Annotated in this window: 23 protein-coding genes, 1 other RNA gene and 1 riboswitch; of the genes, 12 read left to right on the plus strand and 12 right to left on the minus strand. The window is 49.9% G+C overall.

The features are described 5' to 3' along the window. The 7 genes from dnaX to JWJ90_RS07065 form a co-directional block, all read right to left on the minus strand. Positions 1-1,277: DNA polymerase III subunit gamma/tau (gene dnaX, locus JWJ90_RS07035; protein ID WP_205226498.1), on the minus strand; the 1,277-nt coding region annotated here is incomplete at its 3' end. 83 nt (positions 1,278-1,360) lie between these two features. Next, positions 1,361-1,458: signal recognition particle sRNA small type (ffs, locus tag JWJ90_RS07040), an RNA gene on the minus strand. Positions 1,459-1,737: 279 nt separating this feature from the next. Next, positions 1,738-2,730, minus strand: a complete 993-nt coding sequence (meaB, locus tag JWJ90_RS07045) for a methylmalonyl Co-A mutase-associated GTPase MeaB (protein ID WP_205226499.1) — start codon at positions 2,728-2,730, stop codon at positions 1,738-1,740. A 101-nt stretch (positions 2,731-2,831) separates the two neighbouring features. Continuing rightward, entirely contained in the window at positions 2,832-4,979 is a 2,148-nt protein-coding gene (gene scpA, locus JWJ90_RS07050) for a methylmalonyl-CoA mutase (RefSeq protein ID WP_205226500.1), read from the minus strand. Between the two features lie 160 nt (positions 4,980-5,139). After that, positions 5,140-5,541 (minus strand): methylmalonyl-CoA epimerase, encoded by a 402-nt coding sequence (gene mce, locus JWJ90_RS07055; protein WP_205226501.1) that lies wholly within the window; start codon positions 5,539-5,541, stop codon positions 5,140-5,142. Between the two features lie 263 nt (positions 5,542-5,804). Beyond that, positions 5,805-6,605, minus strand: a complete 801-nt coding sequence (locus JWJ90_RS07060) for a CoA-transferase subunit beta (protein ID WP_205226502.1) — start codon at positions 6,603-6,605, stop codon at positions 5,805-5,807. Positions 6,606-6,659: 54 nt separating this feature from the next. Next, entirely contained in the window at positions 6,660-7,676 is a 1,017-nt protein-coding gene (locus tag JWJ90_RS07065; protein ID WP_205226503.1) for a CoA transferase subunit A, read from the minus strand. Between the two features lie 858 nt (positions 7,677-8,534). Between JWJ90_RS07065 and JWJ90_RS07070 the strand changes: the two genes are divergently transcribed. Together JWJ90_RS07070 and JWJ90_RS07075 are read left to right on the plus strand one after the other, a co-directional pair. Further along, positions 8,535-9,161, plus strand: a complete 627-nt coding sequence (locus tag JWJ90_RS07070; protein ID WP_205226504.1) for a cob(I)yrinic acid a,c-diamide adenosyltransferase — start codon at positions 8,535-8,537, stop codon at positions 9,159-9,161. A gap of 5 nt (positions 9,162-9,166) precedes the next feature. Further along, positions 9,167-9,829 carry a ferredoxin--NADP reductase gene (locus tag JWJ90_RS07075; RefSeq protein ID WP_205226505.1) on the plus strand — a complete coding sequence of 221 codons (663 nt, stop codon included), beginning with the start codon at positions 9,167-9,169 and terminating at the stop codon, positions 9,827-9,829. A gap of 124 nt (positions 9,830-9,953) precedes the next feature. Here JWJ90_RS07075 and JWJ90_RS07080 read toward each other — a convergent pair whose 3' ends face one another. Next, entirely contained in the window at positions 9,954-11,330 is a 1,377-nt protein-coding gene (locus JWJ90_RS07080; protein ID WP_205226506.1) for an NAD(P)-dependent oxidoreductase, read from the minus strand. A 435-nt stretch (positions 11,331-11,765) separates the two neighbouring features. Here JWJ90_RS07080 and JWJ90_RS07085 point away from each other — a divergent pair, with 435 nt between their 5' ends. The 3 genes from JWJ90_RS07085 to ppsR are packed head-to-tail and all read left to right on the plus strand — an operon-like array spanning position 11,766 to position 13,987. Next, entirely contained in the window at positions 11,766-12,809 is a 1,044-nt protein-coding gene (locus tag JWJ90_RS07085; RefSeq protein WP_275889080.1) for an NAD(P)/FAD-dependent oxidoreductase, read from the plus strand. Positions 12,810-12,850: 41 nt separating this feature from the next. Then, on the plus strand, positions 12,851-13,111 hold the full coding sequence (locus JWJ90_RS07090; RefSeq protein ID WP_205226508.1) for a hypothetical protein: 261 nt from the start codon (positions 12,851-12,853) through the stop codon (positions 13,109-13,111). 12 nt (positions 13,112-13,123) lie between these two features. Then, positions 13,124-13,987, plus strand: a complete 864-nt coding sequence (gene ppsR, locus JWJ90_RS07095) for a pyruvate, phosphate dikinase/phosphoenolpyruvate synthase regulator (RefSeq protein ID WP_205226509.1) — start codon at positions 13,124-13,126, stop codon at positions 13,985-13,987. 65 nt (positions 13,988-14,052) lie between these two features. Here the strand turns inward: ppsR and JWJ90_RS07100 are convergent, their stop codons facing one another. The 3 genes from JWJ90_RS07100 to JWJ90_RS07110 all read right to left on the minus strand — a co-directional run bounded on the left by JWJ90_RS07100 (position 14,053) and on the right by JWJ90_RS07110 (position 15,699). Beyond that, positions 14,053-14,748 carry a polysaccharide deacetylase family protein gene (locus JWJ90_RS07100; protein WP_205226510.1) on the minus strand — a complete coding sequence of 232 codons (696 nt, stop codon included), beginning with the start codon at positions 14,746-14,748 and terminating at the stop codon, positions 14,053-14,055. A 151-nt stretch (positions 14,749-14,899) separates the two neighbouring features. Then, on the minus strand, positions 14,900-15,067 hold the full coding sequence (locus tag JWJ90_RS07105) for a hypothetical protein (RefSeq protein WP_205226511.1): 168 nt from the start codon (positions 15,065-15,067) through the stop codon (positions 14,900-14,902). Positions 15,068-15,231: 164 nt separating this feature from the next. Then, on the minus strand, positions 15,232-15,699 hold the full coding sequence (locus JWJ90_RS07110) for a CYTH domain-containing protein (protein ID WP_205226512.1): 468 nt from the start codon (positions 15,697-15,699) through the stop codon (positions 15,232-15,234). Between the two features lie 587 nt (positions 15,700-16,286). Here JWJ90_RS07110 and JWJ90_RS07115 point away from each other — a divergent pair. From JWJ90_RS07115 to JWJ90_RS07140, 6 genes are all read left to right on the plus strand, one after another. Beyond that, complete coding sequence (locus tag JWJ90_RS07115) at positions 16,287-16,886, plus strand: hypothetical protein (protein ID WP_205226513.1); 600 nt, start codon at positions 16,287-16,289, stop codon at positions 16,884-16,886. A gap of 223 nt (positions 16,887-17,109) precedes the next feature. Then, positions 17,110-17,292: a hypothetical protein gene (locus tag JWJ90_RS07120; protein WP_205226607.1), complete on the plus strand. Its 183-nt coding sequence runs from the start codon at positions 17,110-17,112 to the stop codon at positions 17,290-17,292. Further along, on the plus strand, positions 17,289-18,743 hold the full coding sequence (mpl, locus tag JWJ90_RS07125) for a UDP-N-acetylmuramate:L-alanyl-gamma-D-glutamyl-meso-diaminopimelate ligase (protein WP_240194806.1): 1,455 nt from the start codon (positions 17,289-17,291) through the stop codon (positions 18,741-18,743). The genes JWJ90_RS07120 and mpl overlap by 4 nt, the downstream gene beginning before the upstream one ends. A gap of 27 nt (positions 18,744-18,770) precedes the next feature. Then, complete coding sequence (locus JWJ90_RS07130) at positions 18,771-19,907, plus strand: Re/Si-specific NAD(P)(+) transhydrogenase subunit alpha (RefSeq protein ID WP_205226514.1); 1,137 nt, start codon at positions 18,771-18,773, stop codon at positions 19,905-19,907. 9 nt (positions 19,908-19,916) lie between these two features. Next, entirely contained in the window at positions 19,917-20,210 is a 294-nt protein-coding gene (locus JWJ90_RS07135; protein WP_205226515.1) for an NAD(P) transhydrogenase subunit alpha part 2, read from the plus strand. Next, entirely contained in the window at positions 20,207-21,592 is a 1,386-nt protein-coding gene (locus tag JWJ90_RS07140; RefSeq protein ID WP_205226516.1) for an NAD(P)(+) transhydrogenase (Re/Si-specific) subunit beta, read from the plus strand. Before JWJ90_RS07135 ends, JWJ90_RS07140 begins: the two co-directional genes overlap by 4 nt. Before the next feature lie 311 nt (positions 21,593-21,903). Here JWJ90_RS07140 and ribB read toward each other — a convergent pair whose 3' ends face one another. Continuing rightward, positions 21,904-22,566: a 3,4-dihydroxy-2-butanone-4-phosphate synthase gene (gene ribB / locus JWJ90_RS07145; protein ID WP_205226517.1), complete on the minus strand. Its 663-nt coding sequence runs from the start codon at positions 22,564-22,566 to the stop codon at positions 21,904-21,906. A 169-nt stretch (positions 22,567-22,735) separates the two neighbouring features. Beyond that, a riboswitch (FMN riboswitch) is annotated at positions 22,736-22,908 on the minus strand. A gap of 684 nt (positions 22,909-23,592) precedes the next feature. Between ribB and JWJ90_RS07150 the strand changes: the two genes are divergently transcribed. Further along, complete coding sequence (locus JWJ90_RS07150; protein WP_205226518.1) at positions 23,593-24,723, plus strand: D-alanyl-D-alanine carboxypeptidase family protein; 1,131 nt, start codon at positions 23,593-23,595, stop codon at positions 24,721-24,723. The last annotated feature ends 207 nt before the right edge of the window (positions 24,724-24,930 follow it).

Consider the following 24,930-nt stretch of genomic DNA (forward strand, 5'->3'; position numbering starts at 1 on the left):
GGGTGGGGGGGGCGCTCCCTGTGTGAAGAGGAAGGCACCCTTTGAACCTCTGTTTCTGTAAGTTCCGCGATACGATCTTGGTTTGCCTCTGCCGTTGTTGTCGTTTGTTGCAGAAGGACAAGATCTTCAAGTGGCTGACCGTCTAAAAGCTGATCAAAGCGGCTGATAAGATTGGAAACAGGCACCACATTGGTGAACTGAACCGCGCGAATAAAGCTTAATTCAAGAGCCAAGCGAGGCTGCTGAGAATACCCTACTTTTTCAACACCTTCCAGAAGAAGGTTGAACATGGCAGAGATACTTTCCAAAGAAAAATCATCGGCAGTTGCACGGAGATGAGAGAGATCCTCTTCAGGCAGCTCAATCATGGAGCCGGGGTCAGGGGCTATCTTGCAGACAACTAGATTACGAAACCATTGCAAGAGATCGTTACAGAATCTTTTGATATCCGTACCATGGAGATACATCTCTTCGAGCAGTCGATAGATTGTCGCCAGGTCCCCCTGTAAGAGGGCTGTACCCAGATGAGCAACCAGTTGATGGTTGACAAGGCCCAGGACTTCAACAACCTCATCAGCTTTTACCTCGTTGCCGCAATAGGAAAAAATTTGATCGAGCAGGCTTAATCCATCACGAACGCTGCCGCTGGCCTCTCGTACGATCATGTCGACAGCGGCCTGCTCCATGCTCACACCCTCAAGCTCAGCCAGATGCTGAAAATGGTCGGCCAACTCCTGGTGGCTGAGGCGTTTGAGTTCATAGCGCTGGCAGCGGGAGAGAATAGTTACCGGAACCTTGTGGAGTTCGGTGGTGGCGAACATGAAGTAGACATGATCCGGCGGTTCCTCCAGGGTCTTTAACAGGGCGTTAAAGGCCTCGGTGGTGAGCATGTGGACCTCATCAATGATGATAATCTTGTAGCGGGAGTTGGTGGGCATGAAGCGAATTTTTTCCTTCAGCTCACGGATTTCCTGAATACCACGGTTGGAGGCGCCATCCACTTCCTGCAGGTCAATGCTGGAGCCATCGGCGATTTCAAGGCAGGAACGGCACTGATTGCATGGTTCCACAGCCGGTCCCTGTTCGCAGTTGAGCGCCTTGGCCATGATGCGGGCCAGCGTTGTTTTACCGGTGCCGCGGATTCCGCTAAAAATAAGGGCGTGGGCAACCCGGCCCTGAGCCAAAGCGTTTTGCAGGGTGCGAACCACGGGCTTTTGGCCAACAACGTCGGCAAAAGTTTGTGGACGAGATTTTCTGGCGAGAACAAGATAAGACACAGCAGCTCTAGGCAGTCGGTTCTCAGGTTGGGGTTGAAGCGAGGTAGAATAGGCTTATGCCACTTGAGGTACCCTTAAAAAAGGATAGCCGGGCAACCCCATGCACATAAAGAGTGTCACTACCGCTGCTTCCTCCCGGACCTGACGGGGTTCGTGATTCTTTATTGCACAGGACCCGGCTATCACACTGGAGATCATGTGGCTGTTCTATTGAGCTCTGGGGCGCCCGAGGCGCCAAGGATTGTTGTGTTGAGCCCAAGTTGGTCCGGCGTTTATACTCTTGTTTTGTGCAGGCGTCAAGGATTTTGATGCAATCTTTTGCCTGGAATGCAGCCAGGGGGGCCTTACGCAGAAACCAATAAAAATCCCCTTATCCTCACAAAGAGCGCTTGAGGAGAAAGGGGACAGAGGTCGTATAAGCAAAAAAAATGTATGGATTTGGCAGTGGGTGGAGAAACCTCTAAAAAAGGAGATCTTTTTTACCCAGAACCGCAACCAGGTCATCGGCGGCGCGAGTGGGGGCGATTTTCCCTTGCTCGACACCCGCTTTAATCCCCGGCAGCAACTTTTGTGTCTCTTCGTGATTGTAAAACCAGCGCTCAAGCCCTTCATTGACCAGAAACCACATCCAGCTCATGGCCTGATCCTGACGTTTTTTCTGCAGCTCGCCTGAGTTGGTCATGATGTCTTTATGTTTCATGATGGTTTCCCAGACCTCCTCAAGACCGCGGTGCTCTAATGCGCTGCAGGTCATGACCGGCGGCATCCAGTTGGGCGAGGAGGGGGTAACCAGGTGCAGTGCTGTTTCATACTGTTTTTTGGCAAGTCTAGCCCGGGTGACATTATCGCCGTCTGCCTTGTTGACCACAATGGCATCTGCTACTTCAAGAACACCTTTTTTGATGCCCTGCAGTTCATCGCCAGCGCCTGAAATCTGGAGTACCAGAAAGAAGTCGCACATGGAGGCAACGGTGGTCTCTGATTGACCAACACCTACGGTTTCGATGATGATAACATCAAAACCAGCCGCCTCACAGACAAGCATGGTTTCCCTGGTTTTTCGGGCAACACCACCCAGAGACCCACCGGAAGGTGAAGGGCGAATAAAGGCCATGTCGTTAACGGCAAGTTGCTCCATGCGGGTTTTGTCACCAAGAATGGACCCGCCACTTCTGGTGCTCGAAGGATCGATTGCGAGAACAGCAACCCGAAACCCCAGTTTTGTCAACATGGTACCAAAGCTCTCGATGAAGGTACTTTTGCCAGCACCCGGAACACCGGTAATACCAAGACGAACGGCCTTGCCAGTGCGGGGAAGAAGCTCATTGATCACCCGTCTGGCGATGTCCTGATGGGTGGCCAGGGTGGATTCAATGAGGGTGATTGTGCGTGAGAGCATAAGGCGATTGTTGTCCAGAACGCCTTGAATGTAATAACTGGGATCTTTTTGCATATTCGGCCTTTCGTAGAGGTTTTGGAGGGTGAAAACAGCAAACGGACGGATTTTAGCCCGTCCGTTTGCATGTTTACCAATATGCTTTTAGCAGTCGTTACTTACTTGCAGTATTTTTCCTCAAGCATATCCAGGACTTTGCCTGCAGACTCGGTGATCGGGGTACCAGGTCCGTAAATACCCTTGCAACCAGCGTCATAAAGGTAGTCATAGTCGCTTGGCGGAATAACACCACCGGCAACAACCATGATCTCACCGGCACCCTGAGCTTTGAGTTTTTCGATCAACTCAGGAACAAGGGCTTTATGACCAGCGGCCAGAGAGGAGGCGCCAACGATGTGAACGTCATTCTCGATAGCCATCTTGGCGGCTTCGTCCGGAGTCTGGAACATCGGGCTGATGTCGACATCAAAACCGAGATCCGCGTAGGAAGAAGCAACAACCTTGATACCACGGTCATGACCGTCCTGACCCATTTTGGTAACCAGGATACGCGGACGACGACCGGTTTTTGCCAGGAAGTCGTCGGTGCGTTTGCGCAGTGCATCGATAACCTGAGCGCTGTCAGCACTGGCTTCTGAATACTCAGAAGAGTAGGCACCGGATACGCACTGGGTTGTGGCGACGAAACGTCCAAATACTTTTTCCATAGCGTCAGAAATCTCTCCAACAGTTGCTCTGGCTTTGGCTGCATCGATAGCGGCGGCAAGGAGGTTTTCTTTACCACCGGCAGCCTTGGTGATGGCTTCGAGGCAGGCCTGACATTTGGCCTCGTCACGGTTGGCTTTGGTCTCTTTGATACGTTCGATCTGCTCAAGGCGAACAGAATCCGGTACCTCGAGTACCTCGAAGTCAAGTTTCTCATCTTTGAGGCGATACTTATTCACACCAACGATAACGTCTTTACCCTGGTCGATACGGGCCTGACGACGAGCAGCAGACTCTTCGATGCGCAGTTTTGGCATACCGGAAGCGATAGCCTTGGCCATACCGCCAAGATCCTCGATCTCGTCCATGATCTTCTCGGCACCTTTCACGATCTCGTTGGTGAGCCATTCGATGTAGTAAGAGCCACCCAACGGATCGGCAACCTTACAGACCTGAGACTCTTCCTGGATGATGATCTGGGTGTTACGGGCGATACGTGCGGAGAATTCAGTCGGCAGACAAACAGCCTCGTCAAAGGAGTTGGTATGCAGGGACTGGGTTCCACCAAGAACGGCGGACATGGCCTCGATGGTGGTCCGGATAACGTTATTGTACGGATCCTGCTCAGTCAGTGACCAACCTGAGGTCTGACAATGGGTACGCAGCATGGTGGATTTCGGATTCTTCGGATTGAACTGCTGCATCTGTTTGTACCAGAGGTAACGTGCAGCACGCAGCATAGCGATATCCATGAAGAAGTTCATGCCGATACCGAAGAAGAAGGACAGGCGCGGAGCAAAGGTGTCCACATCCATACCAGAGGCGATAGCAGCGCGAACATACTCAATACCATCTGCCAGGGTGAATGCTGTCTGGAGCACAGAATCGGCACCGGCTTCCATGATGTGGTAACCGGAGATAGAGATGGTGTTGTATTTGGGCATGTTCTGCGAAGAGAACGCCATAATGTCGGAGATAATCCGCATGGAAGGCTCAGGCGGATAGATATAGGTGTTACGAGTCAGGTACTCTTTGAGGATGTCATTCTGGATGGTACCGTTAAGCTGCTCCTGTTTTACACCAGACTCTTCGGCAGCGGCTATCCACATGGCCAGAATCGGGATAACAGCACCGTTCATGGTCATGGAAACGGACATTTTGTCCAAAGGAATACCGTCAAAGAGGATTTTCATATCCTCGATGGAGTCGATGGCAACACCAGCTTTACCGATATCACCGGAAACACGGGGGTTGTCAGAGTCGTAACCGCGATGGGTGGAGAGGGAGAAGGCAACGGAGAGACCTTTCTGGCCAGCTGCCAGGTTTTTGCGATAGAATTCGTTGGAAGCTTTCGCAGTGGAGAAACCAGCATACTGGCGGATGGTCCAGGGGCGTCCGGCATACATGGTGGCCATCGGACCACGGGTATACGGGGCCATACCGGGAAATGCACTCAGGGACTCGAGGCCTTTCAGGTCTTCTTCGGTGTACAGCGGTTTTACAGCAATGCCTTCGGGAGATTGCCAGGTGATGTCGTCCGGGCTTTTTCCCTTCATCTGCTTGGTGGCGACTTCAACCCATTGATCATATCCAGTTGCCATGTCACTTACTCCTTGTGGTTAGCTTGGGGTTCATCCCCAGTTTAAATAAAACAAACTGGTCCGACAATCACTCCGCTCAAGGAGTACATTGTCGGCACCAGTGTTTTTCTCCCATTGAGTACTTCGTTGCCGCGAATTGCTCAATGCGTTGGAACTTTATTTAGCGCTCTGAGATCTCGACGAGAACGCCGCCAGTGGCTTTGGGATGCAAGAAGGCAATTTTTGCTCCACCAGCACCCATGCGCGGGGTTTTGTCGATCAGAGCAACACCTTTTTCCTGCAGCTCGGCCAGCGCTTCTTCGATGTTTTCTACGCGAAAAGCAACATGCTGGAAGCCAGGACCTTTTTTCTCGATGAATTTAGCGATAGGCCCATCAGGTGCGGTGGAGACAAGCAGTTCAACCTCACTTTCGCCAACGGGCAGGAAGGCTGTGGTAACTTTCTGCTCTTCAACAGTCTCCGTGCCTTCGAGTTTGAGTCCCATAACATCTGACCAGAATTTTTTACCCTCGTCCAAGTTCGGTACAGCAATACCCAAGTGATCAATTTTGAGAACTTTCATGCTGTCAGCTCCTTTCCGTTACATGTGTCGGATGTGATTATGTTTGATATAGCAGTGGGACAGGTTTGCCGGTAGTTCCGGAAATCCAGTAAATAAGTATGCTCGAAGTATACTTGCGAACATTAACTTTTTTCTATATTTTCAAAGATTCAGCACAAATATTTCAGTAAATTCTGTGGGGGTGCGGTGGGAGGCACCGGCATTGCAAAATTTCTGAAAACGACAGTGCCGCTTTATGCGGCACTGTCGATGGCAGGTGTACTTTACTTGGCAACCCGTTTAACGAAAACGCCGTTGGGATCGATCTCCTCACGGATGAGTCGAATTTCCTCTACGGTTGGTGCCGGGAACTCAGAAACGTCAGGAGATACCAGCAGCTCAAATCCTGTTGCCTCCTGGATAGACTCAACGGTCTCGCCAGGATAGGTGTGGATCAGACGCATTCTGTTGGAACCTTCCTCAAAGTCACAGATACCCTTAGTGGTGATGACGCGGTAGGGACCCTTGCCCTGCATACCGGCTTTCTGGCGTGCACCGGGAGATCCATCAAGATGACCGGGGCTTGTCATGTAGGAGACCTGCTGATTGAATTTCTTTTTGTCGTGGGGGACAATCAGAATGGTCCGTTCACAGGAGGCAGCCATGTCAGAGGCGCCACCAGAGCCAGGCAGGCGTACTTTCGGGGTTTGGTAGCCGTCCGGATAGTCACCCATCATGGTCGAGTTGAGGTTGCCGTACATATCAACCTCTGCGCCGCCAATAAAGCCAAAATCAGCAAAACCGCGCTGGGTCAGCTCAAAGGCCGCATTCAGGCCTTTTACGTAGGAGGCCCCGGTAAAGGTACGGGAGTCACCTACGGAAACAGGCAGACCGTGGCGCAGAGGAGGGCCAACAGCACCAGCCTCAAAGACAGGGATGAGGCCAGGGGCGTGGGTACGGTTGGCAAGTAGGGCGGCCACCATGGGCAAACCGGTACCAACAAAAACAATTTTATTGTCTTCCAGTATTTTTGAACCCGCCACAACGATAATTTCTTGGGCGGTATAGTCCGTTGAAGCTGTCATATCGACTCCTTATCTTAAGGTTATGAGAATTTCGTGCTGGATCTGAGGCTTAAGTTAGGCCAGGCGCTCGCAGTTCTGCATTTCTAGAGCTTTCACTGCCAGCAGGTCCTTAACGCCGACTTTCTGCAAAAATCCTTCGAAGTTCTCAACACCGTAGATATACTCGTCAAAGTATGCTTTAAGGGCATCCGTAGGTCCACCTTTGACGATGGGGGCGATGAGACCCAGGAAGTTACGGATGTGATCGCCATCAAACCAGTAATGGCGACGGCAGGCTCCTGGATAGGCGCCGTAGGGGACCTCGACAACCGCGTCAACGGCTGCAAAGGGGATCATGACATCTTTGGGGTTGGAGCAGAGAAGCTCATGAGAGACGAGCTGCTCGCAGGTGACGATAGTGTGGGCGGAAGCCATGGCGATTTCCGCGCAGGTGCAGTCCGTACCACGAATGATGCAGTTACCGAATTTGTCTGCGGCCTGAACGTGGAGAACGGATACGTTGGGGTTAGATGCCGGGATAACACCGATTTTACGACCGGTGAAGGGGCAGTCTATAATTTTGGTGCGGCTGGTGTCTTTGATGTCACCGCCAAGGGGGCTACGAGTGGGGATAAAGGGCAGCCCCATGGAGCCAGCTTTAAAGCGGGCTGACATGTTGTAGTTTGACCAGTCTTCGATATCTATCAAGCCTCGCTCGGCAAGATAGCGCCAGCCGGGAGCCAGGCCAAAGCCCTCATGGGCCCAGTAGGCAAGCTCAATGCGTTTGATGTTGCATTTTTCAGGATTGAGGATCATGGCTGCGCCGAGATATTCGGGAGCCATACCTGCAGATTGAAAAGAAAGGGTGAGGTCTTTAAATCCCTGCCGAATCATCTCGTGGCAGGTGGCAATGGGCTGGCGCACGTCGACGAATCCACCGATGCCAACATTATCGCCATCGTTGATGAATTTGGAGACAGCGTCTTTCAGGGACATGCGTTTGTCGCGCATGGACTTGTCTTTATTGACAAGTGCTTCCCTCGCTTCATCGGGTGATAAACCAGTCCAGAACATATTCGCGTTGTTTTCCAATGTGTTACCTCTTCCTGTCTATCAAGCGTTTTTGTTGCCCGGCTACCAGAAATAGGCCAGCCAGGATCCCCCTATACAAAAAAAAGACCGGAAAACAGTAGGTTAAATACTACTCTTTCGCCGGCCTTTCTTCTGACTCGATCGAACACGATGCACTGCAACTCTTGAAAATCTTACTGTCATATATGAGCCAATTTTCCTCAAATGGTCCTCCCGGGTTATCCGGGTGAATACAGATGATCTGCACATCTACGGGCGCTATGCCCGTCTTTCTTGACTGCACGGGAAAAACGAGTCTCTTTCGCAACTGGTACGACAAGCTATGGAAAGGACTAAAAGCTACTTCTGTACTACCTCACAACTTTGAACACCTGCCCGGACAAACTGGCAGTCTCTACGTAAAAAATCGGCTTCCTGGGAATCCGATTCATCATCAAAAAATAAAAAGCCGGTAACCAGCTAAAACTAAATAACTTACGGTGTGGTTTTCCTATTTAAGATTGGGCGATTTGTCAACAGCAAAAAAAAAATCTAATCAAATAATGAACGGCAGTTCACTTACAATGTCTGAAAAAATAACCATTTAGCTAGTGTTCGTTTTAATGCTCTTTTTTTCGCTTGCTCAATTTGCACAGAGCGATAATTTTTTGTCGCCTCGCATTATTTGTTAACTCTTTTAAATACTGATAAAAAATTGTTTTGAGTTAGGAGGATAGGAGCTTGTGACAAACGGAATTTTAGTGTACAACTCCATACTTGGTGGCCCCTTATGCACAAATTTGAAATGTTTTTGCACAATATCGTTTCTTGGTAAAAACAGGAGAGTTTTGGATCATCGCCCCTGAGCTGTTTTCTTCCTTGGCACTTGAGCAGGGATTTCATCCCTATCGACAATACATTCAAAGGAGTGATCGGATGAAGGTATACACTGGTGGTGGAGATAAAGGCAAAACAAGCCTCTTTTCCGGGGAACGTGTTCCCAAACATCATATACGGATCGAGGCCTACGGCGACCTTGATGAACTGAATTCCGTACTTGGTGCGATTGTCGCAAATTTACCGCCAAACGAAGACGCGATCGCCCAGGATCTGGAAAATATTCAGGCCAACCTTTTTCTCGCTGGTGCATGGTTGGCAACGACTCCAGACTCCTCTGCAACCAGTTACCTGACGACTCTTCCTGAAAATGTTGCAAAAGATCTTGAACAGCGCATTGACGCTTTATCTGAAGTCCTCCCTCTGTTAAAAGAATTTATTCTTCCTGGTGGTGCGCCTGTTGCTGCATGGGCGCATCTTGCCCGAACCGTCTGCCGTCGTTGCGAGCGACGCCTCACCCAGTTAATGGAGACCTCAAAGCAATCGGATGTTTCCGAGCTTGCGGTCATTCAAGTTTACCTTAACCGTCTGTCCGATTATTTGTTTGTAGTGGCACGGTACCTGAATCAGGTGCTGGGCACCCCTGATAAAACTTGGAAGAAGAACTGATAATTATGGTTGTAGCAGAACATTCGGTTACCATTTTGGGGCGAAAATGGCTGAATGAGGAAGTCTTCGAGTTGGAGTGCACCCGACCCGAAGGTTTTGAGTTCGTTGCAGGTCAGCATGTGACCATGCGCTATCAGGAGGATGAACGAGAGTACACCATTCTCTCACCTCCATCAGCTGATTCGCTGCTTTTTCTTATCAAACGTATTGACCAGGGGAGGCTTAGTTCTATACTGGCCACTCTGGACATAGGCGGAGAACTTTCTATCAGTAAGGCTATGGGGTATCTGATTTATCGTCCCACCGACAGACCTATTTATTTTGTCGGAACTGGTGTGGGCATTGCCCCCTTTGTTTCCATGGCCAGGGCAGGGGTGAAAAATTTCACCTTGCTTCATGGAGCGCGGGAAATCGCTGGACTGTTTTTTCGTCAGGATCTGATGTTGGCGGCGACCCGTTATATTCCGTGTGTTTCCGGTAAACTCAGTCCAGAGACCAATGTTATAGATTTGCACCCAGGCTACGTAACCGATTACATTGATCGGTATGTGAAGCCGGGAGCCTATGATTTTTACCTCTGTGGTTCCCGGCCGATGATCCACGATATGACTCATCTGCTGGATCAACATTTCCCCGAAACCAGGATCTATAGCGAGGCCTTTAATTAAGCTTGAATACGTGGCGGCAGCGATTGTTGGCCAATGTATCCTCTCAAATAAGCATAGGTTTATCTTCACAGTATAAAAAACGCCCGCCTGCGAGAGTCTCTTGCAGGCGGGTATGAAAAGAGGCTTAGATGAGCCCCTGCATGTACCTGTGCATGGATTCCGCTGCATCCAGTCCCTGGCAGACCGCTTTGGCAACGGTTTGCGGGCCAAGAACGGTATCACCCCCTGCAAAAATCCAGTCTACACTGGTCTGCAGGGTCACGGGATCAACCACATAGGTGCCACGGGGGGTGATCTCCACGGGTACGGTTGCATCGTGGACCGGTATGACCTTCTGGCCCACCGCGCCGATGAGAGCGTCTGCCTCTATAATAAATTCTGAACCAGGTTGGGGACGCGGGACGCATCGTCCTGTTATATCCACCTCGCCCAGTTCCATGCGAATACACTCCACACCGGTCAGTTGCCCGTTTTGGGAAATAATGCGTGTCGGGGTGGTGAGGAATTGTAGGTCAACGCCCTCTTCTTCCACATGATGGACTTCCATTTTGGACGCTGGCATTTCATCGCGAGTGCGACGATACAGAATAGAGACATTTTTCCATCCAGAACGAAGCGCCACCCTGGCTACATCGATAGCCACATTGCCGCCCCCAACAACAAGCACCCTATCACCAAGAGCAATTTCATGACCTGTCAGCACTTTGACCAGGTAATCTACTCCCGACATCACCCCTTTTGTCGAGTTTTCGCCATCTAATCCGAGCCGTTTTGATTTATAGGCACCGATACCGAGAAAAACAGAGCTGTAGCCCTGTTCACGCAGTTCGGATAGGGTCAGGTCCTGGCCAACGGTAATACCTGTTTTGACGTTGACACCGCATTGTTGCAAGGCGTAGAGTTCTGCCCCGATAATGTTGCGCGGCAGCCGATAGTTGGGAATCCCCACACTGAGCATGCCGCCAAACACAGGGAGGGATTCAAAAATAGTGCAATTGTACCCTCGGTGGGAGAGCGCATGGGCCACGGTAATACCAGCAGGGCCTGAGCCTATAATCGCGACTTTGAGGCCATTTTTTGGGGCACAACGCGGCGAGAGGTTTTTACCATTTATAATCATCCAGTCGGCAAGAAAACGTTCAAGCAGGCCAATGGCCACAGGCGCATCCTTTTTCGCTCGAATACAGGCCCCCTCGCACTGAAATTCATGGGGGCAGACGCGTGAGCAGATCGAGGGCATGGAACTTGTCTCTCGAATAGTCCAGTAGGCCTCCTCAAATTTACGTTCCCGCATAAGGGCAATAAAACGCGGTATATCATTGCCAATGGGGCAGCCCATGATACAGGGTGGTTTGCGGCATTGCAGGCAGCGGTTTGCCTCAACAAGAGCTGTCTGTTCGTCAAAACCTTTGGAGACTTCATCGAAATTATCAAGACGCTCCTCGGCATCCAGCTCCCGAGGCAATTGCCGGGGAATGGCCAGTTGTTCCCTGATGTGCATAGACAGGCTCCAATGTTAGAGAGTGTCCATCCAGAAATGGTCTTTTGGGAGCCAGGGCTTACCTGAACTTGAACAAAAGACCTCATTTCTGAATGGATACCAGAGAAGATCTCTGCTTTAAAAAGGGGCAAACGATTTTTCTTACTCAAGAGAATTGCCCCTGACGTTATCTTATTTTATATGAGAAGTATTCTCTTTTTGTAACAAGTCTTGTTCGGCCTGGCAACACCCAAGCCGCTGTTTTTCACGGCTGACCGATGTCCTTGCATTTTTTTTACTGAGCCTGTAAGTCCAACTGCTTACAGGTGAGCTGAATTCACAATAGCTACTGTGACCCCAAAAAGACTTTTTGCTCGTGTTCTCGTCTCCTCTACCTTTAAACATTCATGATGCGAAATAAAAAAATGGTGCTGTCTCGCTATAATCGCTTACTCAATGCAGGTGCATATGGAGCAGACTGACATACTGGTTGTCGGTGCCGGGCCAGGTGGCCTTGCCTGCGCCACAGCGCTGGCCCGGCAGGGAAAAAAAGTGATCTTGCTGGAGCGCAAATCAACTCTTGGGCCCAAGGTCTGTGCGGGCGGCATCACCTGGCATGGTTTGATTAAGCTGGTCCCCAGACAGCTGATCGAGGGGGCCTTTCCAGCTCAAATTATTCGTTCAGGTCGACAGAGTATTCGTCTTGAAGAGAAAAACCCTATAGTTGCTACGGTATCCAGGGCAGAACTCGGACAATGGATGGCCGGACAGGCCAGGGAGGCTGGTGTACGTATCCTTCCCCACACGAAGTTCAAGGGAGCGGGGGAGGGGCGTGCTCTACTGGAATCCAAGAGAGGGGAGCAAACGATCGGTTACCGCTATTTAGTGGGAGCCGATGGTTCAAACAGTCGGGTGCGACGCACTCTTGGGCTTCCCGTAGAGCGCATTGGCCTGGGGCTCAATGCTATGGTTCCCCGTGTGTATCCGGAAATGGAATGGCACCTCTGTCCCAGGTTGTTTGGCTCTGGCTACGGCTGGATTTTTCCCCATGCGCATCAGACCTCAGTAGGAGCGTATGCCGATGCGCGTCTTTTTTCCGGGGGAGAGTTGAAGAGGCGTTTACTTCGCTGGTGTACTGAAAATCGTATCGTGCTGCCGGAAAACGAAATTCGCGCAGGGTTGGTGAATTACGATTTTCGTGGTGTCCGTTTTGGCTCGACGTTTCTTGTCGGAGATGCCGCTGGTCTAGCCTCCGGTCTGACTGGTGAGGGGATTTATCCGGCACTGGTCTCTGGACAGGCTGTAGCAAAATTGATTCTAGACCCGGAGTATCCCGGGCAGGAGTTGAGACAATTAGCGCGGAATCATTGCAAGCATAGTACCATGGTTGGGTTTGCAACGCGTTATCTCGGTATTGGGAGCGTGCTCATGGAAATCTTGCTCCTTATGCTTCGCTTTCGTCTCCTGGATTTCCATGCCCTGGAGATGTCCGATATTTAACTACATTCCAACTTGTTGCGATATCTTGGATAATAATATTTATGAACAAATCACAAAAACGCCTTGTGGCAAATCTGATATTCGTCGCTGTCTGCGGATTTATTCTCTATTTTCTTCTCTCTGCCCCGCCGGAAACTACCGCACCCTTGCCCCATGATGCTGATCATGAGCCTTTTATGAAGATGCACAAAAAGGAGGCGGAAAAATTTTGTGAGAGCTGTCATGCGCCTGATAAACAGGCCCCCCTGCCGGAAACCCATCCCCCGAAATACCGCTGTCTGTTTTGTCATAAACGCATCTGAAAGGAGAGAGCCGTGGCTAAAGTTACTCAGGATGTTTATTACGTTTCCGGTTCCACCGCGATCCTCGCCGAAGACATGGGCAAAGCCCTGTTGGCTCAGTTTGATAATATTCGTTTCCGTGAGGAAAAGATTCCCTTCATCCATACACCTGAAGATGCAGAAAAAGCATTGGAGCACATTCTCAATCAGGCAGAAGGAAAACCACCTCTGGTGTTTTGTACCATCATGGATCAGGAGACAAGGGATGTGTTCGATTGCCCTCAGGTTCGTTTTTTCGATATCTTCCTCAATACGCTGGAATTGCTTGAGCAGGCGTTGGAAAAGCGTGCTCTGCGCGAACCTGGGTACTCCCGTCACTTCACCCTTTCCCGTATGAATAAGCGGGTCGATGCCATTCATTTCTCACTGGAACATGATGACGGAACCAGGCAGGCAGAATATGACGAGGCCGAGATAATACTCATAGGCGTCTCCCGTTCGGGTAAAACGCCGGTCAGTATTTATCTTGCTACGCATATGGAGTTAAAGGCTGCCAACTTTCCGCTCACCGATGACCATCTCTCGCGGCATGAACTCCCCGGTGAAATTGCGCGCAATCGCAAACGTGCCATCGGCCTGACCTGTTCTCCCCAGTATTTGCACACAATTCGCGAAAAGAGATATGCCGGTTCTTCTTATGCAAGCCTTGCGACATGTACGAGGGAGTTGCAACAGGCCAAGCAGCTCTATATGCGGCATAACCTCAAAGTTATTAATGTCGAGGGGCGTTCTATTGAAGAGATCTCAGTGCAGGCAATCCAGGCGCTTGGGTTACACAAAAACAACCCTCCCCGGCCCCGTGTTCGCGGGCGCCTACTCAAGCCGATCAAAGGTTGAAAAAATATTGAGCAGACCAGAGTTTAATCTGTCGCGCAACTCTCTGGTTTTTTTATAGAGCATAATCAAGGGCAGCTTGACTGCACATGAGAGGAGTTGGGGAGTGCAAAGAGGTCAACGACATCCTTCCAGGAGGAAGCGGCATCTTCACTGATCATACGGATTTTCCTTTCAAAGTCCTCCCACATCGAGGATGTGGTCATCTCATAGGAGTGGCCCCAAAAGTAAAAAACGCCGGAAGCTTTGGCCTGTTCGTAGCATTGGTGAAAATCGGGATCAAGAAAATGGCAGGTGGGATGAAAAGCCATGGGATCTTCGGGGGGAAACGGCTGAGACGTCATTTGGGTGGTTCTGGCGTAGATGTGTCCGGCCTGGCGTACTTGCTGCCTGAGCTGAGAGGTGTGTGAGCCGAAAGGGTAGGCAAATCCTTCTATGGGCTGGCCAAAAAGTTGTTGCAGTCTGTCACGCCCTTCATGGATCTCATAAAAAAGATCCGAGGACCGGAGATGTTCAAGGTGTGGATGGGAGAAGCTGTGGTTGGCAATGCAAAAACCGGCATAAACATCCTGCAATTCAGAGATCCCAAATCGTTGCACCTGGGTGTTGTGATACGTCCATCCGGCATGACGAAATTTTTGGTGCAGCCCTATGTTGAGGTTAAAGGTTGCTTTAGCGCCATATCGTTGCAGTATTTCTATGAGCGGCCCGTCCGTCGTTACCCCATCATCCCAGCACTGAACAACCTGCAGAGAGTGCTGCATCACGTCTCCAATATCATCTATGTTTGGTGTATCATTGCACCGATGGCATAATTTTGCCCCCATGAGGCGCAAAATTATGCGATGATTCCTCGCGGATTTGAGCTTTACCTGATGAACCCGAAATCATTTATCGGTGCGACAGTTTCATTCTTCAATCAGGTATGTCCACATCGGGATGGTTGCAATGGGAGCAGCGAAGTGTCTGGTCCAGTTCTTCAAAGGCAACGCGCCATTCTTCTTTTTCGATCTGTTCTGCAAACTCAGGCTGGCATTCGTCACAGAGCCAGCGGTCACCTTCCGGAGTTACCCAAAGTTTCATAATAACCTCTCTTGGATGAGTAAAATTGATTTTGTTTTTTGACCTATTCCCACGCTAAGTGCAATGGGCAAAAGGCAAAATTTAGCAGCCTTGAGTGTTTATCGGATTACGCTTAAATCCCTGAGCATTCACCGGTTCATAGGGTGTTGACCAGGATTCACGAGTTAGCCCCACTGGCTGTAGGGGTTGGTGCAGAGTGCGGCATTATAGTAACGCTTGTCACCACTGACCTCTTTGCCAATCCAGTCAGGTTTGCTAAAGGGCTGCTCTTCGTACTGCAACTCCACTTCCGCCATGACCAGCCCCTGATTAACCCCAAGAAATTCATCAACCTCCCAGCTGAATCCTTCAAACCTGATCGTGTAACGGATTTTTTCAATCTGCGGCTGCGGGCAGAGTTCATCCAGCATGGCTTTGGCCTCTTCAAGAGGGATTACATATTCGTACTCGCTGCGTCCGATTCCCTGAGTAGCCCCTTTTATGGTAAGATACCCTGTTGTTCCGGCAATGCGAACTCGAACAGTGCAGTTTTTGTCTGCATGCAGGTACCCTTGTCGATAATGGACCCCGGGTACAAGATCTCGCCAGGCATCGTTTTTGAGAAGAAATTTGCGTTCAATTTCTTTGGCCATGAAAATCTCCTGTTTATCAGTCAAGTTGGATGGGAAGTGCCTCAACTTCGGGCAATCCTAGAATAAGAGCTTTTTCTTTCACCAGAATCCGTGAGCATTCATCAGTGCGGCGGGTGCAACTGAACAACACATGAATTTGTAAAAATACGTTGTCTTATTAAAAAGATGCGTTGTTCAGTGACCACACGCCGTCACGGATTCGGGGGGTAATCTCCCGGAGTCTGTCGCTCACCTGAGCTTGATTGAAAAATCTAATAGTTCAAGACTCTTTACCTTTTGGTAGAGGATTGGTTTATTACATTATGTATCATCTTAAAAGAACATAAAAAGTATATCATAAACGTGCTGAAATGTATGGTGTCGAACCTTAGGTTCTTTGCTTGACACTCCCACCACCACTTGGTATCACAGTTCTCAATTTGTCCGGTGGCAACAATCCACCGTTTTTGTACCAAAACCGCGTTAACGATCCCCGGATAGGCTCTAATAATGGGCTAATGGGACATACTCTATGCTTTAGTAGACGATTGTTTTCATTTGGTTTGATCTTTTTTGTCCAGCGACAACGCTGTAAATTATCGGAGACCATGCTCAGAATATCACAGAGATTGTTGCTTTTTTTCGTGCTTGCTCTTTTTCTACCGGCCTCGCATGTGTCGGCTGAAGATAATGTACTCAGCACCATTGCAGAAGCAACCAGGCAGTATAACGCCGGAGATTACACTGGAGCAGCTTCCAACCTGGATTACGCGGCTCAGCTCGTGCGTCAGCAAAAGAGCGAACGTATGAAATCGTTGCTGCCAGAACCCCTTGAGGGTTGGGAAGGCAAAGAGGCCAATGCCCAGGCCTTGGGTGCAGCCATTTTAGGGGGGGGCATCACAGTCAGCCGCGACTACAGACGTGAAAATTCAAGGATCAGTGTTGAAATTGTCTCAGATTCTCCTGTGCTTCAATCGGTCTTGATGATGATCAATAACCCCATGTTCGCAGGAGCAGGCGGTGGCAAACTTGAAACCCTCAAAGAACAGCGGGCCATTGTCAAGTATGATGGTGGCAAGGAAAGCGGAGAGATGTATGTGGTTGTCGACTCGCGATTTGTTGTTACTATTAAAGGAAAAAACGTCACCCGGGAAGACATGATGGCCTATGGAGAGGCCATCGATTATGCCTCTCTGGAACAACATTAATAACCTGTACGCTTCCTCGCTTGTTTCAGAATACTGCGACTGCGGCACAGGTTTTGATTCGATTGTGTTTTTTTATAAAAAGTAATGAAAAAACCAAAACCTCCCGGGGAGTGCTGACGAGGTTTTTTCCGTGTGAGCGTGGTTTTCCCCTGCTACACCTGGTAAAGAATTGGCCTTCTTCCTGTGGCAGGGGTTTTTTTATGACCAGAGCAACGAGGTAATCATGGCAGCAGATGACAAAAATCGGCAACCGATGCGTCAGGGAGTCAGCGACGAGGCTATTTTTAAGGTGGCCAAAGAAATTGTAGTCAAATTTATCGAGGTGGGGCGTTTAACACCGGCTTCTTTTGATACCACCTTTGAACGAGTGTACCGTTCAATAGAAAAGACGGTACGGCAGCAATGATGGAAGCCAACCTTGATTCGGCTCGTAATATCGCGCCGGAGTCACTCCGACACATTCACCTTATCGGAATTTGCGGTACGGGCATGGCAGCCATGGCAGCCATGCTGCAGCAACAAGGGTTTGTGGTTACGGGCTCAGATGAAAACATCTATCCCCCCATGTCTGACTATTTGGCCGAGCTGGGGATTGAGGTCATGGCGGGGTACAAAGCTGAAAATCTAAATGCACAGCCCGACTTGGTTATTGTCGGGAACGTGGTGCGTCGCACTAACCCGGAAGCTGTTGAGCTTGGACGTCTTGGACTTTCTTATCTCTCCATGCCCCAAGCTTTAGGCCATTTTTTTCTGCAGCAGAAGAAATCCCTGGTTGTCGCTGGAACCCATGGGAAAACAACAACCTCGTCTCTTTTGGCAACCACCCTACACCGGATGGGCGTTACTCCCGGCTTCATGATCGGCGGTCTGGTTGAGGCCTTTGGGCGCAACGCCCATGTCAGCGATACTGAGTACTTTGTTGTCGAGGGCGATGAGTATGACACCGCCTTTTTTAACAAAGTTTCTAAATTCCAGCATTATCAGCCCTTCGCATCTATTCTTACTTCGGTGGAATTCGATCACGCCGATATTTTCGTTGATCTTGAGGCGATAAAAGCCTCCTTTGCTGAATTCATAGGCCGCATCCCTCCAGGTGGTGCATTGGTTGCCCATACTGAGGATCCTGTGGTGGCTGAGCTGGCTGCCAACAATGCTGTTTGTCCTGTGATCAGCTATGGAACAAACGAGAGTTGCCAATGGTTTTTAACCGATTTGCAGGTTAAGGGGTTGTCAAGTTCCTTTCGTGTCCATTATCAGGGCAAAGAGATAGGGACCTGCCAGCTACCCATGCCCGGCCTGCATAACTGCCTTAATGGGCTGGCCGTTATTGCGCTCCTCCACCGGTTAGGGTTCACCTTTGAGGATATTGTTCAAGGGCTGTCTTCGTTTGAAGGAGTAAAGCGCCGCCAGCAGATTCGTGGCGTGGTCGGCGGGGTCACAGTGATTGATGACTTTGCCCATCACCCAACAGCCGTCAGAGAGACGCTCAACGCTCTCAGGCTGGCTTGGCCGAACAATCGATTGTTGGTGGTTTTTGAACCCCGGACCAACTCGAGCAGAAGGGCTGTCTTTCAGTCAACCTATACGACCGCCTTCTCGGCTGCTGATAAGGTACTGATACGCAAACACGTTCCCCTGGATACCGTACCTCTAAGTGAGCAGTTTTCATCACCGCAACTCGCTGCCGACCTGCAGACTCGAGGTACAGAGGCCTACTGCTTCGACGATACGGAGGCCATTCTAACCTTCCTTGAAAAAACATGTCGATCCGGCGATATCGTGGTTATTCTTTCAAACGGTGGATTTGATGGTATCCATGAACGGTTGTTGACTATTTTAGGGAAGCTCAATGACTAACCTTTTATTTTTCCAAGGAGTCTGTTGATGAACATTGCCGTGATGAAAGAAATCCATCCCGGAGAAACCCGGGTGCCAGTGGTTCCTGCCACAGTTGATCGTCTATGCAAACTCGGCGCCAAGGTTGTCGTTGAAACTGGAATGGGGGTGAGCTGTCGGTTTGACGATGCCGCCTATGAGGCTGTGGGGGCAAGCATTGGCAATGATCGCAATGCCATGCTCGGCCAGGCCGATATTGTCCTCAGACTCCGTAAACCTCCCCTGGAGGAAATCAGCCTCATGCGTCGTGGGACGATGCATGTCAGTTATCTCGACCCTTTTCGCGAGAAAGAACTGGTGGACGCCATGGTTGCGCAGGAAATCAGTGGGGTGAGCCTGGAGATGATTCCACGGACTACCCTGGCCCAGAAGATGGATGTGCTCAGTTCCCAGGCGAACCTGGCCGGGTATGTTTCCGTACTGCTTGGCTGTGAGCATCTCAACAAGATTCTGCCGATGATGACCACCCCGGCCGGAACGATCAAACCGGCTCGAGTGTTCATCATTGGGGTTGGTGTTGCCGGTCTGCAGGCCATTGCCACTGCCCGCAGGTTAGGGGCCCGGGTCGAGGCCTTTGACACCCGGCCAGTGGTCGAAGAGCAGGTAAAATCTCTTGGTGCCAAGTTTGTCAAGGTGGATCTGGGGCAGACAGGACAAACAAAGGATGGGTACGCGACCCAACTCACCCCCGAGCAGATGGAGTTGCAGAAACAGGGGATGGCCAAGGCATGCAGTCAGGCAGATATCGTCATTACCACAGCCCAGCTCTTTGGTCGTCCTGCCCCGCGTATTGTCGATGGCCCGATGATTGCCCAGATGCAACCGGGATCGGTGATTGTTGATATGGCGGTTGAAACCGGTGGTAATGTCGAGGGTTCCGTGCTTGATCAGGTTGTTGAAATCGATGGCGTCAAAGTGGTGGGGATGGGCAATTTACCCGGTCAGGTGGCCCTGACTGCAAGCGAAATGTACTCCGCGAATCTTGGAAACTTTGTCGGCCATTTTTGGGATAAAGAGGAACAGAAATTTCAGCTCAACCTGGAAGATGAAATTATCCGTGGTGCACTGGTCACCCATGATGGTGATCTGTTCAGTGAAATGTACAAAAGTATTATCAATAAGTGAGGGGATGCGATGACTGCTGTTTATCTGACCTTTATCTTTGTCTTGGCTATTTTTCTTGGCTTTGAGCTGATCTCCAAGGTGCCGTCCACCCTGCATACCCCCCTGATGTCGGGATCAAATGCAATCTCCGGTATCACCCTGATCGGTGCGCTGGCCTCCATGCAGACCTCGCACCACGGGGTGACTGTTTTATTAGGTACCCTGGCCGTGATTCTGGCCACGATCAACGTTGTGGGTGGCTACCTGGTCACCGACCGCATGCTGGCCATGTTCAAGAAGAAGGATCAGGGAGGCGCACAATGAGTTCGGTTGGAATTAACTTTGTCTATGTGGTTTCAGCCGCATTGTTCATCTTTGGTCTGAAAATGCTCAGCTCCCCGGCCACGGCACGGCGGGGCAATATGATTTCAGCCTTGGGCATGTTGATCGCCGTGGTCGTGACCCTGCTTTCCCAGGGCATGGATTATCGCTGGATTTTAATTGGTGTACTTATTGGTTCTGCCATTGGTGCTACCGGCGCCTCTATGGTGAAAATGACCTCAATGCCTGAAATGGTCGCGCTGTTTAACGGTTTCGGTGGTATTTCCAGCTTGCTGTTGGCCTGGAGCGAGTATCATCAGCACCCGGAAATGGCGACCGGGATTGCGATCATCGCCACAATTTCCGTGTTTATCGGTGGTGTCACCTTTACCGGCTCTATGGTCGCCTTTTCCAAGCTCTCGGGACGCATCTCCCAAAAAGCCATTGTTTTTAATGGGCAGCACCTGATTAATGCGGCAATACTGGCTGTCGTTGTTTTGAGTGGCGCCTTATTTTGCTTGATTCCCGGTTCTACCAGCGGTTATCTGCTTTTTATCCTGATTGTGCTGGTGGCCCTTGGCTTTGGTATCACTTCGACCATTCCCATTGGTGGAGCTGATATGCCGGTTGTTATCTCGTTGCTCAACAGCTATTCTGGTCTGGCGGCCTGCGCAGCCGGGTTTGTTGTCTCCAATAATATTCTCATTGTGGCCGGTGCCCTGGTCGGAGCCAGCGGTATCATTCTGACCAAGATAATGTGCAAGGCCATGAATCGCTCTCTGGCCAATGTGCTCTTCTCCGGTTTTGGAACCACCACTGCCAAAGGCTCAAGTGAGGATGGCCCTCAGGGCGAGGTGAAACCGGCCAGTGCTGAGGATGTGTATTACATCCTTGAGGCGGCTGATACTGTGGCCTTTGTTCCGGGATATGGCCTGGCCGTTGCCCAGGCGCAGCATGTAGTCAAGGAGTTAGGGGATTTACTGGAGGAAAATGGCTCAGAGGTTGTCTATGCCATCCATCCTGTCGCCGGTCGCATGCCCGGGCACATGAATGTTCTGCTGGCTGAGGCCAATGTGCCCTATGACCAGCTGGTGGAGATGGATGAGATCAACCCGCGCATGGAGACCATTGATGTCTGTGTGGTCATTGGCGCCAATGACGTTGTCAACCCGGCTGCAGCCTTTGAGGAGTCGAGCCCTATTTACGGTATGCCTATTATTGAAACCTTCCGGGCCAAAACGGTTATCGTGCTGAAACGCTCGATGAATACCGGTTTTGCAGGTATTGAAAACGCGCTTTTTTACCGCGAAAATACCCGCATGTTCTTTGGCGATGCCAAGGCCTCGATTCAGGCATTAGTCTCTGAGTTCAAGGGGAGTAACTAACTTCTTTTTCGAGCAGTCCATATAAAAAAAACCCCATGGAACGACATTCCATGGGGCTTTTTTTTTATACCTGAATCCGTGAGCATTCATAAGTGCGCCAGTTTCGTTGTTTGTGACATGCCGATTAAAGTAAACTTTATCGGTATGTTACAGGCAATGAAGGTGGTGTGCTAATGGATGCCCCAAAGGGTGGCGGGGGCAACTGAACAATACATGAATTTGTAAAAATACGTCGTCTTATTAAAAAGATGCGTTGTTCAGTGACCACCCGCCGTCACGGATTCGGGTATATGGATTGCTGAGTGTTCGGATCAGGCAGCGGCGAGCTTAGTTTGCCGGTAAGCAGCCAGGTCTTCTATAGAAAGCACCATCATCTCATGTGATTCAGCAAAGGCGACCACCTCGGGCAACCTTGCCATGGTGCCATCGATATTGGTCAGTTCACAGAGTACGCCTGCGGGGTCAAGGCCAGCCAGTTGCATCAGGTCAACCGTTCCCTCGGTATGTCCACGTCGGGTCAGTACTCCACCGGGTTGCGCCCGCAGAGGAAAGACATGGCCAGGGTGAGAGAGATCCGAGGGGGTTGCATTTTTTGCCGTTGCCGCTTTGATGGTTGTCACCCGGTCCTGTGCCGAGACACCGGTGGTCACGCCCTTGCGTGCCTCGATGGAGATGGTAAAGGCGGTGCCGTTTTTACTGGTATTGTTGTCAACCATCATCGGTAGCTCCAGGGCACGTACCTGCTCGTCATTTAAGCAGAGGCAGACAATGCCGGAACCTTCACGGATCATCAGCGCCATCTGTTCACTGGTGAGGTGCTGGGTAGAGTAAATGAGATCGCCTTCGTTTTCACGGTCTTCATCGTCAACAAGGAGTATCCCTTTTCCGGCTTGTAGCTCGGATAATGCACGTTCTACGCGCTGGGTAGCATTGCCAAAACGGGATAAAAGAGAAACATCAAGGGTCTGATTCATGGTTGCCTCCTGAAAATCAGTGACCAGAATCAGGGCATACGGGAACAACCGGCCCCATGCCGGTTTAGGTGGTGGAAAGTGAAATACACAAAGAAAACTTAGGGAAAGTCTCACTGCCCTTAAAGACAGACAACCTCTCCAAGTCTCTTGATCTGATTTCTATTGTCTACCGTATTCTCTCCCATCCGGACTGTCACCGTCGGCTCCGGCCTCACACCGGATCTGCTGGACCCTGGTTCTGTACTGCATTATAGAACCAAGCGCTCGCGGGCTTATCCCCACTGTTTGTTCGAGTGAAGACATACCGCCGGTAGGGAATTTCACCCTGCCCTGAGAAGTGGCGACACAATAGCGCAATCAGGTGAGGAGAACAAGAGGGGAAAGATGGATTTTATAATAATTTTTGGAGGGTACCACAGTGTTCATTGCCGTTATTCCCTCCAGATTATCTTTTTTATTGGAACCTGAGCAAGGATCTTGTATGTCATCTTGACAAGATGAAACTGAAATGGAAACTTGAAGGATGGTTTTGTGATTAAATAACGTTTATTCAGTTAGATGGAGTGATCGTGTTGTGCCGCGAAACATAAGCTCACGGTAAAGTATGAACAGCCCCCTGAAGAAATATTTGACATGATATTTAATTATCAGTAATTGTTTAGGAAAGTCGATACCATCTTCCGGACGAAAGGAAGCGATCATTTTGAGGAGGTGCAAGAGGTTAACGCTCCATGAGCGGAAGGCTGGCGGTCTGCACCACTCATCACAACATTGTTTCAAGTAGTTTTTCCGAAAAAACATATGGATGTTTTGAATAATTATATTTTTCAACCAAGGTCAGAGAAGCGTCAGACTTCGCGAGATTGGATGAAAAAGCAATTATTCAAGACGCCCAAATGCTTTTAGGGAGAGGCTGTTGAGCAATTCTTCTGTCACGGAATCGAGTGACAGTCAAGATCCCCTTAATCTTTCTTGCACGCCACCGGATTTTTTTCTAAACCATTCACAAACGAGGCGCACTCCACTATGAAACGTTCTCTCTGCTGCTGTTTCCTTGTCCTCCTGTTTGTCATTCCGACCTCAGCAAAAGCTCTTAAAACAATCTCTAAGGATCCATATATCTCTGCCTTGGTCATAGATGCCGCCACAGGGAAGGTACTCTATGAGGAGAATGCAGACGCTCGAGTCTATCCGGCCAGTATGCTTAAATTGATGGATCTTTATATTATTCTGGAGCGGATCCAGAAAGGCACGCTTCTCCCCCATGAGATGGTGCAGGTCACGACAGAGAGTTATAAAACAGGAGGATCCCAGGTGTATCTGGATCCGCGGGAAGAGTTTTCAGTAGAGGAATTGACCTATGCCCTTATGATTCAATCGGCGAATGATGCGGCTGTTGCCCTGGCTACCCATATTGCCGGTTCAAAAGATCGATTTGCCGATCTAATGAATCAGAAAGCCAAGGAGTTGGGCATGAAAAATACAACCTTTCATTCTGTGCATGGGCTGCCTCCCGGTCGTAACCAAGCCCCGGATGTGACAACCGCACGTGATATGGCAAAATTATGCCTGGCTCTGGTGCATAACCCGGAAACATTCAAATATACCGGGACTCGTATGCGGGGATTTCGCAACGATACCTTCAACATGGTCAACCATAACAAACTCCTGACTCGATATAGTGGCTGTGATGGTCTGAAAACAGGGTACTACCATGCCGCTGGTTTCTCCATTGCCGCAACCGCCAAAAAGAACGGAGTACGCATTGTTACTCTGGTCATGGGAAGTGAAAATCGGAAGGTTCGTGACCAGAAAGCCATGGAGTTGCTCTCCATGGGGTTTGGTCTGGTCAAGCCGAAAGCAAACACCGCTGAAAGTAGTGCGGTTGTTGTTGCACCTACAGTTCCGCCAGCCGCTACCATCCAGCCGACCTTTGCTACACAGTCGCCAGGTGTTCAGGAAGAACCTTCAGCTAAAGAGCCTGAAGCCGTTGGGGGGGAGAAAGAAAAAAAAGAGGAAAAATCGAGTAATTGGCGTATGTTTTTTATAGGCTTTGGAGCTGGTTGTCTTTTTGTTCTCGGGTTTTTTATGATTGTGGGAGCCATGACCAGACGGCGACCCACACGGCTGAAGCCCAAATACAATGTTCGTAATTAAGGGTGTCTTGAATAATTAGATTTTTCAATCAAGGCCAAGGATTGCGCAAAATTTTACCGCAGGCATATATGTGATATTCCGAGGATAAAATTTTAAGCGTGACGCCGGGATTGGAAGAAAAAGCAATTATTCAAGATTCTCTTAAAAAAGACAAATTTATTTTGCTCCTATATGCCTTTAAAATAAGAAAAAAATGTAATTCATGGG

Source organism: Desulfobulbus rhabdoformis (assembly GCF_016919065.1).
GTDB lineage: Bacteria > Desulfobacterota > Desulfobulbia > Desulfobulbales > Desulfobulbaceae > Desulfobulbus > Desulfobulbus rhabdoformis.

Bases quoted from the DNA above. Each gene is read 5' to 3' on its own strand.
- meaB (WP_205226499.1), bottom strand. From the start codon at position 2,730: ATGCAAAAAGATCCCAGTTATTACATTCAAGGCGTTCTGGACAACAAT.
- scpA (WP_205226500.1), bottom strand. From the start codon at position 4,979: ATGGCAACTGGATATGATCAATGGGTTGAAGTCGCCACCAAGCAGATG.
- mce (WP_205226501.1), bottom strand. From the start codon at position 5,541: ATGAAAGTTCTCAAAATTGATCACTTGGGTATTGCTGTACCGAACTTG.
- JWJ90_RS07060 (WP_205226502.1), bottom strand. From the start codon at position 6,605: ATGACAGCTTCAACGGACTATACCGCCCAAGAAATTATCGTTGTGGCG.
- JWJ90_RS07075 (WP_205226505.1), top strand. From the start codon at position 9,167: ATGGTTGTAGCAGAACATTCGGTTACCATTTTGGGGCGAAAATGGCTG.
- JWJ90_RS07080 (WP_205226506.1), bottom strand. From the start codon at position 11,330: ATGCACATCAGGGAACAACTGGCCATTCCCCGGCAATTGCCTCGGGAG.
- JWJ90_RS07085 (WP_275889080.1), top strand. From the start codon at position 11,766: ATGCAGGTGCATATGGAGCAGACTGACATACTGGTTGTCGGTGCCGGG.
- JWJ90_RS07090 (WP_205226508.1), top strand. From the start codon at position 12,851: ATGAACAAATCACAAAAACGCCTTGTGGCAAATCTGATATTCGTCGCT.
- JWJ90_RS07100 (WP_205226510.1), bottom strand. From the start codon at position 14,748: ATGCAGCACTCTCTGCAGGTTGTTCAGTGCTGGGATGATGGGGTAACG.
- JWJ90_RS07105 (WP_205226511.1), bottom strand. From the start codon at position 15,067: ATGAAACTTTGGGTAACTCCGGAAGGTGACCGCTGGCTCTGTGACGAA.
- JWJ90_RS07110 (WP_205226512.1), bottom strand. From the start codon at position 15,699: ATGGCCAAAGAAATTGAACGCAAATTTCTTCTCAAAAACGATGCCTGG.
- JWJ90_RS07115 (WP_205226513.1), top strand. From the start codon at position 16,287: ATGCTCAGAATATCACAGAGATTGTTGCTTTTTTTCGTGCTTGCTCTT.
- JWJ90_RS07120 (WP_205226607.1), top strand. From the start codon at position 17,110: ATGGCAGCAGATGACAAAAATCGGCAACCGATGCGTCAGGGAGTCAGC.
- mpl (WP_240194806.1), top strand. From the start codon at position 17,289: ATGATGGAAGCCAACCTTGATTCGGCTCGTAATATCGCGCCGGAGTCA.
- JWJ90_RS07130 (WP_205226514.1), top strand. From the start codon at position 18,771: ATGAACATTGCCGTGATGAAAGAAATCCATCCCGGAGAAACCCGGGTG.
- JWJ90_RS07135 (WP_205226515.1), top strand. From the start codon at position 19,917: ATGACTGCTGTTTATCTGACCTTTATCTTTGTCTTGGCTATTTTTCTT.
- JWJ90_RS07140 (WP_205226516.1), top strand. From the start codon at position 20,207: ATGAGTTCGGTTGGAATTAACTTTGTCTATGTGGTTTCAGCCGCATTG.
- ribB (WP_205226517.1), bottom strand. From the start codon at position 22,566: ATGAATCAGACCCTTGATGTTTCTCTTTTATCCCGTTTTGGCAATGCT.
- JWJ90_RS07150 (WP_205226518.1), top strand. From the start codon at position 23,593: ATGAAACGTTCTCTCTGCTGCTGTTTCCTTGTCCTCCTGTTTGTCATT.